The sequence below is a fragment of the Bradyrhizobium murdochi genome (assembly GCF_000472965.1).
Lineage (GTDB): Bacteria > Pseudomonadota > Alphaproteobacteria > Rhizobiales > Xanthobacteraceae > Bradyrhizobium > Bradyrhizobium murdochi.
In genome coordinates, this window is sequence record NZ_AXAU01000055.1 from 1 (window position 1) to 8,454 (window position 8,454).

Consider the following 8,454-nt stretch of genomic DNA (forward strand, 5'->3'; position numbering starts at 1 on the left):
TGCTCGGCCAGCAGCTTCTTCAGCTTCGCGTTCTCCTCCTCCAGCGCCTTCAGCCGCTTGGCCTCGGAGACATCCAGGCCGCCGAACTTGGCCTTCCAGTTGTAGATCGTCGCTTCCGATATCCCGTGCTTGCGAGCTAGGTCGGCCGTCTTCGCCCCGGCCTCATGCTCCTTCAACACACCGATAATCTGCTCTTCAGTGAACCTTGCTCGCTTCATTGTCCGTCCTCTTCGGGGCGGACTCTAACTCCTTCTGGCGGAAATACTCAGTGGCAGGTCACGTGGTTTGGCCTTGACCGCACTCTTGATTGTATCACGGCGAGGATTCACCTGGACATCGGAAAACTCCTGTCTGTAGGGCTGGGCTCTGAGAACCCTCAATCCTCTCAGACAAAAGGCGGTGGTTACAAATTTCCTCAGATTCCGCGCCAGCGGCTTCGTTTCAATCTCGAAAATGAAACTGCAAGCTTTCGAACCTCCAGCCCCTGAAAGCGCGCAATGTCAAAACCCACCGCCACGCCAAAAGCAGAACCCGCTCAACGGCGAGGGTACTTTTTCAGGGAAGACTGCTTACAGGTGCCTGCGTGAACGGATTGAGTGGCCGCTTGAGACCGAGGTTCTCTCTTAGTGTTTGTCCGGAGTATCGAGATCTGAATTTGCCCCGTTGGCGCAATTCGGGAACGACGAGCTCAACAAACTCCTTGAGTCCATTCGGAAGAATGGCCGGCAAGACGTTGAATCCGTCAGCCGCACGTTGATCAAACCACTCCACCATAGTGTCCGCAATTTTGTCCGGTGTTCCGACAACCATGAGATGGCCTTTGCTGTCGTAGATAAAACGGATCAGTTGCCTCCAGGTGAACTTGTGGCGAGCGGCCAGTTCGAGGAGCAGCTTTTGGCGACTCTGGAATAAATTAGTCTGCGGTAAAGCTTCGGGAACCAATGAGTCCAGGTTTATTGAATGCAGGTCAGTGACAAACCCGAGCCAACGATCGGCCACCCCAGTTAGAACGTCGATGTGCGTATACGAGTGCAATTTCTCAAGCTTCTCAGCAGCTTCTTGCTCAGTCCTCCCAACAATCGGGACAATGCCAGGCATGATTAGCAACTGATCGTCCTCCCGCCCAAGTGCGCGCACTTTTTCTTTGAGAGCCGAGTAGTATCGTTTGCCGTGCTCTAACGAAGGTGCGGCGGTAAATATGACCTCGCCGAATTCTGCAGCGAACGCTATTCCGGCATCGGATGCACCAGCTTGAACTAACACGGGATACCCTTGCGGCGGCCTTGCAATGTTAAGCGGGCCTCTGACTGAGAAGTGGTCCCCTCTATGATTAAGCAAATGCAGCTTCGCGGTGTCAGCGAAAATACCACTCTTCCTGTCGCGAATGAAGGCGTCGTCTTCCCACGTGTCCCAAAGACCCTTGACAACTTCTACGAATTCTCTCGCTCGAGCATAGCGCATGTCATGATCTGGAAGTTCGTTTTCGCCGAAATTTGCGGCTTCGAACTTATATCCCGAGGTGACAATGTTCCAGGCCGCACGTCCCCGTGATAGGTGATCAAGCGAGGCGAACATGCGTGCAAGATGATAAGGGTGGTGGTATGTCGTTGTGGCTGTTGCGACAAGCCCGATATTCTCTGTTCTCGATGAAAGCGCCGACAACAGTGTGATTGCCTCGATCCCCCCATCGTTTCCGCTTACACGAGCTATGGTTCCGAGATCTTCATCTACAACACTTGGGGTGTCGGCGCGAAATAAGAAGTGAAATGCCGCACCTTCGGCAAGTGCCGCCTGATGCGCAAAATGATTGATATCCACCCCGCCATTCGCTGGCACGCTCGGATCGCGCCATGCAGTTTCGTGCCCACCCCCCTGAAGGAGCATCACTCCGAGCTTCATTTCATCATTGGGCCGCATGTCTTACCTCCTTTACTTGGCCTTCTGCCCCGAGTTCAGCTGGTGGGTCGCGTTCTTTGGCGCCACAGAACAGCTGCCTCAATGCTCGACTCTTCGTAGCCACCGAAGAGCTCGACGAGCGTGTCTTCCGACAAAGTCGCTCCGACACACATCCTCTGACTCCTCTGGAGGTCGGTGTTGAGGGAGATCCGACCAACACGTCCCAAACATCGTCAAATCTCGCCTTTTAGAATTTCGAAACCGCGGAACGCGTTTCAGTGAGATCCACAGGTCTCCAACGCTGGGCCGACTTCCTCGAAAAGCCGGTTTTATCGTCGCCAGTACAGAGTCTGCCCGCCGCGCCAGGCTGCCGGCTTCTCCCAATCGCCCTGCTGAATTTCCTCGCGATGTTGCCGACCGGCAGCCAGAAATTAACGCCAGATGAACCTTGCTTGGCGATCGCGCCGATAAGTCCATCATGCGCCTCCACGAGAAGGGAGAGGTCGCAGTTGGAGCAGAGCTGAACCCGCTGATTTCTGCACGCGACGAGCCACTGCCTTCGATTAGAGTCATTGGCAACAACAGATTGTGGTTGATGTACCACGCTGCACTCTTTGTTTGACGCTCGACGCTTATCAAGCGATAGGTGATACGCTTTTCGTTCTCTAGATCAATTACTAGCTTTGGTAGTTGACTGGAACGCAAGTTGTTTGTCAGAGGATGGTGCAAGACTTAGGGTTGCACAATCCATGCTAAGCGCGCCCCGGTGAGAACATCATAAATCTCGGCCAGCCTCAAGCTTACGCTCAAGCCCGGCACAAGAGGCGACCGGCATCATCTCTCTTCCTCGTGCCCATCTGTATCCGATTGTCGGCTCTGATGTCGGACAACCGACAGAGACACGAGCTTTCACCGGAACCCAAGCAGGCATGCGCGTTCCTTTCGTCAAGCAACCCACGCATCAGATGCCTCGAGTAGTACGCTGATTACTAACACGAGAAAGAAGGAGCATCTGCCGAAGCGGTCGCCGGATTCAGAGGTTACTGGTTGGGCTTGCTCGCTTGATACTAATGAATGTGCGATAGGCATCGTGCTTGGCGGCGCTGAAGGCGGCGAACATCAAGGTGGTTGCCGCAAAATTCGACCGAAGCCGCCAATATCAAAGATGCTTGAGGAAATCGCGGCCTTTCCTAGATTCTGTCACTAGCACTCCTCAAGCGCCAAAGATCAGGGCGCATCGCTTGATGAGGAATTTGCCTCATTTTCGGTGCTTGCCAACAGCGGAGGAAGTCGCCCTTACAAAACTTCGCAAACGGCTGATGAGACTTGTTCACGCTGCGAGGCGCTGCATGACTATGTAGCCAGCCTCCGCCGCAGCAACGACAACGCACCTCGTGCCCAGTACGTTCGTGCGCGTGCAGGCCACCACGCACCACCCCCGGCGATATTCCGCTCGCGGTGATGGCACGCGCTGAGGTGGCGGTCCTCGCCCACACGTTGATCAGGTCTGCGCCACGTTCCAACCTCTTGCGGCGCGCGTTTGTCGGGCCCGGTTGAGCGCTCACAAAGTACGAAGTAAGTCATAAACGATCGCGCAGCAAAGGCCGGAGTGAACTCACTTGTACTACTGAGGTCAAGACGCCTCGGACATTTGTTTTGCGCGCGCCAAGCGCCAATTATCTCGACAACGTGAAGATGCTAACCTCGAGAACTCGGAGCTGTCGGCCGTGAAGAACCTGGATTTCAGCGCGAGATGAGCTGAGGCCGAGCGATCCGTGGCGCGAGGATTCGGGACAACGGGAGCCTCAGCCAGCGGATGAGGCGGCGGAAGATACTATGGGATGACCGGCAAAGGCATGAGAGTATTGAGGCTGGTCATGAGCAATGGAGCACCCCATGCAAAAGGCAGATGATCTCGGCCGGTCTTCCACGGTCCTGGAACAGAATAGTACGCTGATCGCGGTCATTGAGATGAGCCTCTCAAGCTGGTTCGTCGCTGGAATCGTCCCCGGGGTTGAATCGTCATCCGTTGAAGAAGCTTGGCGCCGACGAAGACGCGCTGCTCCGGTTGCTACACCGCTGGCGCGAGGAGGCGGCAAACTTTGGGCACGCGATCACACGCATAGCGGTCGCCTTTGAGGCCGGTCGCGATGGCTTTTGGCTGGCGCGCTGGCTGCGGGCTCGTGGCGTCGAGGCCTTCATTGTCCACTCAACAAGCGTCGCCGTCCCCGCGAGCACCGGCGGGCTAAAACCGATTGGCTCGAGACCGAGCATTTGAATCGCGCTCTCCTCGATTGGCTCCGCGGCGAGTCGAACCATTGCCAAATGGCAGGACTTCCAAGGCTCGATGAAGAGGACGCCCGGCGTCCGAATCGCGAGCGTGAGAACCTTGTCAGCCACAAACCAGCATTGTCAACCGAATGAAGGCACGTCTCATTCGCCTGGGTATTCGCAATTTCAAGCCGCCGCTGCGTCATGCGTCAGAGCGGCTTGAGACGCTGCGCACGCCTGAAGGGGTGCCTCTGCCGCCCAACAATGTCGCCGAGATGCGCCGGGACATGGTCAGCCTTCGCCGCGTCAGGGAGAAAATCAGGGAGATCGAGGCGGCTCGATTACAGCGTTTGCAGGTTCCCGAGAGCGGACCGCACGCGATGGTCAAGTTGCTGTCGCGGATCATAGGCGTTGGAATCGAAACAGCGGACATGCTCGTGCATGAGATCCTCTCCCGGCAATTGAGAGATCGCAGAGCGGTCGCGCGTTACGCGCGTCTCACGGGTGTTCCCGATGAGAGCGGCAAGCGAAGACGGGAGAAGGGCCTTGCACGCGCTGGCAATGCCCGGTAAGGCGTGGGATGATCCAACTGGCCTGGCGCTTTCTTCTTTTCCAGAAGGACAGCGCATTAGCCCAATGTTTCCGTACTCGCGCGACCGACGCGCGCGGCGGCACGCGCAAGACTATGATCGTGGCGCTGGCGCGTAAATTGCGCATTGCGTTCTGGCGCCTGACGACGACAGGCGAATACCTGTAGGGATCAGGTTACGCCCGGCAGCATGAACGCGAGACGGGACACCAGAATTGGGGCTTGGCGAAGCAACCGCTGAACCCTGATACTCCGAGGTGGCGGTGACCCGCGCTACAACTTGATCCAAATGACCTCGCGGAAGAATGGGCCCGCTGCCGGAGCTTCGCTTGAGATGCGTATTGCTGCATCATGATCGAAGATTGCGTTCGACCGCATACAAGTACGCGGCGCAATGCCCGCCAGATGTTGCAAGCTCCCGCGGAATGTCTCTCAGTCGCCATGGCATGGAGTTCCTGGTCTCTGACGATTAAGGAACGCGCTGGACTACGTGCCCGGCAATGCCGATGACGATTGCCTGTCTGGCCGCCTGGCTTACCAAATGGAGCGGCAAGTATCCCGAGCTCATCGGCTGGATCGAGGAAAACATTGAGGAGGCCTGACCTATTTCCGCCTGTCGCTGAAATCAGGCGGCGCACCTATGTGGTGCGACTCTTCCCCAATGCCGAGAGCTGCTTGCGGCTGGTGCGGGCGCTGACCATCGAGGCCTGGCTCGCAGACTATCGCTATCTGAATATGGATCTGCTGAAAGAGCGCAAAAAGGAGGCGTTACGCGCTGCCGCCTGATCATGCTCGGGCCCACCAAGGGGATGGCTTCGTCGGATCCCACGATCAATTTGCTGAACTTGACGCACACAACTGCACCCTCGGTGCAAGGAGAAGAATGGCTAAGAGCTCTTGATAGGAGACACCCCATACAAGTGGTAGCCTGGCGGCGGCCAGGACGGCGTTGATGGCATCGCCCTGGCGGTGCCAGAGGTAATTGCGGCCCATTCGGAGCTTGGTCGTCGGCAAGTTGGCTCGCGTTTCCGGTGACAACGCCACCCTCGACTAGTCCTTGTCTCGAAGGTCGTATCTGGCCGGTTTCCTTGGTCAGCCAGCGAGCGTCGTCTGACCTGTCGCCTTGTCGACCACTACCATCGTGGAAGCGAGAGGAGCGATTTCCGCGTCCAGTCGATTGGTCTTCTTAGCTGCCGCAGTCCGCTGTTGGGAGCGCAAGGCATATTCGTCCTGGGCGTTGCGACTGGTGCCGTACTTCTTCGAGACGAATTCAGCGGTCTGCAACATAAGCATGTAAACGTGGGGTGACCGTGCCGTCACAGTGTTATCGCGCGTGCAGCCCGTCCACTCGTGGTACTCGTTTTGAACAGCAGAGATGTTCTCGAGGCCGCCAGCCATAATCACACTCACGCGTCCGCCGTGACCAGCTTGGCGGCGGTCGCTATCGCCACCAGACTCGAAGCGAACTGGCGATCGATGGTCTGGGCCGAAACTTCCACCGGGAGTCCAGTGGCGATTGCGCCGAGATGAGCCACGTTCATGCTCGAAGTGCCTGCGGTAAGACAACATCCGATCACGGCGTCCTCAACCTTGGTTGACCTGCCACTGGTTTTTCATCCGGCAGCGGTTAGAGCCCCGGAGTTTTGTACGCCAAGTGGCGCGGGTGGAGCAACGGATGAGCGGTGGAGCTGATCGGGATTGCGTAGCCGATCGTCCCTAGCGGATAGGCGTGCTGCATAGACCGCGGGGGTCAGGTATTTCAGTGACGAGTGAGGCCGCCGAATATTGTAGTCGGCGACCCAGTTGGCGATCTTGGCACGGGCGTCGTCGAGATCGAAGAACACGGTCTCGTTGAGCAACTCATCGCGCATCCGACCGTTGAACCTCTCGACAAAGCCGTTCTGCATCGGCCTTCCTGGAGCGATGAAGTGTCAGTCGAGGACTGTGTCCTTGCTCCAGGCGAGCATGGCATTGCGGGTGAACTCGGTGCCATTGTCGGAGACGATCGTTTTTGGCTTGCCGCGTCGCTCGACGATGGCCGTGAGTTCGCGAGCAACGCGCCGTCCCGAGATCGAGGTATCGGAATGGCGCCAAGGCATTCCTTGGTAACGTCGTCGACGATGTTGAGAATGCGAAAGCGCGGGCCGTTGGCGAACTGGTCATGGACGAAGTCCAGCGAACAGCGTGCGTTGGGCTTGGCTTCGACCAGGATTGGGGTCCCCACCGCCTTCCGGCGGGCCCGCCGCTTGCGGACGGTGAGCCCGTCTTCCCGATAAAGCCGGTAGATCCGGTTGATCCCCGACGGTTCACCCTCTCGTCGCCGCAGGACGAAAAGCCGACGGTAGCCGAAACGCCGCCGCGGTTAGCGAGGTCACGCAGCCGGCCGCGCACCGTCCGCGGAGGGCGGCTGCACGATAGCGGATCATCTTCCGATCCGCGCCCACGATCGAGCAGGCCGCCGTTCCGACAGGCTCATGACGGCCTGCAGATGCGCCACCGCAGCGCGCTTGGCGGCGGGCCCTACCATTTTTTGAGAGGAGCTCGCGAAGAGCGGCCGCATCGAGCATCTGCTCGGCCAGAAGCTTCTTCAGCTTTGCGTTCTCCTCCTCCAAGGCCCTCAGCCGCTTCGCCTCGGAAACGTCCATGCCGCCATACTTGGCCTTCCAATTGTAGATCGTCGCCTCAGAAATCCCATGCTTGCGAGCCAGGTCGGCCGTCTTCGCCCGGGCCTCATGCTCCTTCAACACCACGATAATCTGCTCTTCCGTGAATCTCGCTCGCTTCATCCGTCCGTCCTTCTTCGGGCCGGACTCTAAGGTGGTGACTGATCCGAATGCAGTCACTGCTCAAGCCGTACTCGGCCGGCTGGCGTCAAATTGGCCTCTACGTGACTTGCCTGCTGCCTTAAGTTAAGACCTCGATATTACGTCTCTAAAGGCGAGTCGCGTATACAGGTCCATTTCAGAGCTAAGGCTATGCTTCGGTCCAAAGGTAACTCACTGGTCGATACCGTAATTGGTGAAGCCAAGGGCTCTTTCTTGGACGAAAGTTTCTCTCCAAGGCAGTTCGAGCCAATGCTCGACGACCCGCAAGTTCGACCTACGTACTGGCCGAGAAATGTCGTCTCTTACCCTAAATCCTAACAATCGACACTATCGAAAAACTGCATCGACTTTGCTCACACGAATTACCGGGACAGGACACTAGCTAGTTTCTGTCGCGAAACGCCCGGATTTGGGGCGCCGATCCAAGTTATGCCGATAGATTGGGCACGGAGAGCGCCGGGACCGGCAAGCTCTAAACAAGATGATTTTTGGGTTGGTTTCAGGTATTGCGCGCCGGCCGTCAGCTTGAGATGCGCTGAGCCGTGGCCACTTGAGTGACCGGCGCGGGCCGACGGGTTCATCAACCAGCTTTTCGCCTGCGCGACGATCCCGCCATCAGCATTGCCGCGATCCTCATGAGATTGTTGGCAAGCACAGCGGCACCGACCCACAATTCAAAGCGGTCGGGGTCCCTCGGCGAGACAGCGCTTCATGCCGCGGCCCCGGAACAGCACCGAGATGCGTCCCTCAATGCCGGCGCGAAAGCGCTGACCATTCTTGAAGACCGCGCTCTTCTCGTACGCTTCACGTCGTCCCGTTCTCTTGCCGCCACGCTGCGGAATGCAGACCACCTTGACGCCGGCGTGCTTGCAC

General features: G+C 57.8%; 2 protein-coding genes and 5 pseudogenes. 2 read left to right on the top strand and 5 right to left on the bottom strand.

The window, feature by feature from the left end:
* Nucleotides 1-218 (bottom strand): transposase (locus YUO_RS0137180; RefSeq protein ID WP_028351664.1); only part of this gene is annotated, 218 nt, incomplete at its 3' end.
* A gap of 337 nt (nt 219-555) precedes the next feature.
* Nucleotides 556-1,917: an LLM class flavin-dependent oxidoreductase gene (locus YUO_RS0137185; protein WP_028351665.1), complete on the bottom strand. Its 1,362-nt coding sequence runs from the start codon at nt 1,915-1,917 to the stop codon at nt 556-558.
* Nucleotides 1,918-3,792: 1,875 nt separating this feature from the next.
* On the opposite strand from YUO_RS0137185, the pseudogene YUO_RS49235 reads away from it, so the two are divergent.
* Together YUO_RS49235 and YUO_RS45785 are read left to right on the top strand one after the other, a co-directional pair.
* Nucleotides 3,793-4,950 (top strand): annotated as a pseudogene (locus tag YUO_RS49235) (transposase).
* Between the two features lie 275 nt (nt 4,951-5,225).
* Nucleotides 5,226-5,542, top strand: a pseudogene (locus YUO_RS45785) (transposase); the annotation flags it as partial.
* Between the two features lie 306 nt (nt 5,543-5,848).
* Here the strand turns inward: YUO_RS45785 and YUO_RS44225 are convergent.
* The 3 pseudogenes from YUO_RS44225 to YUO_RS47435 all read right to left on the bottom strand — a co-directional run.
* Nucleotides 5,849-6,297, bottom strand: a pseudogene (locus YUO_RS44225) (thiolase family protein).
* A gap of 72 nt (nt 6,298-6,369) precedes the next feature.
* Nucleotides 6,370-7,542, bottom strand: a pseudogene (locus YUO_RS45795) (IS3 family transposase).
* A 713-nt stretch (nt 7,543-8,255) separates the two neighbouring features.
* Nucleotides 8,256-8,454: pseudogene (locus YUO_RS47435) on the bottom strand (hypothetical protein); the annotation flags it as partial.